This is a genomic window from Ensifer sp. GW823-FHT05D09 (assembly GCF_058795755.1).
On the sequence record NZ_JBXAIA010000045.1, the window covers coordinates 1 to 522 of the forward strand.

Annotated in this window: 1 pseudogene; it reads right to left on the minus strand. The window is 60.9% G+C overall.

The features are described 5' to 3' along the window. Positions 1-522: pseudogene (locus tag AC1Q80_RS30850) on the minus strand (multicopper oxidase family protein); the annotation flags it as partial.

Here is a 522-nt window from a genome sequence, read left to right on the forward strand (position 1 = left end):
GCGGGTAGGTCATTGTAGATCCGCGTGATGATGGGTTCGCCGTAGCGACCCTTGATCAGGAACGGAGGCAGATTGCATTCGCCGGTCCTGCCGCCACCATAACACCAGACGCTGTCTGGCTGCTGCAGCGGGAAGTGGTCGTGGAAGTATCCACCCCCGCCTTGCGCAATTTGTCCGAGCCTCATGATGTAACCCACTTTGGGGAAGTACTCGTCCCAGCGCTGATGCGCGAAGATCTCTCCCGGAGGGCGCCCTTCGATCGGACCACGGTAGGTCCGCGGATTGATGAATTGCCTGTTTGTCGGATCGGCCGAAAAGTCGGTGTGATAGGACAGTCGCTTCGCCGGCCGTTCAGCCAGATGTGCAGGAAACGCCGCATGACCCTGCGACGTGCGCGTCATCGGCACGGGGTTGAGCAGGTGCAGACGATACATGGGTTGTGAGAACTTCTTGACGCCGAAAAGCGGTGTGCGCGGCGCCCCGGTGGGTACCGCCGCATAGGCGCTCTTCGCAAAGGGACTG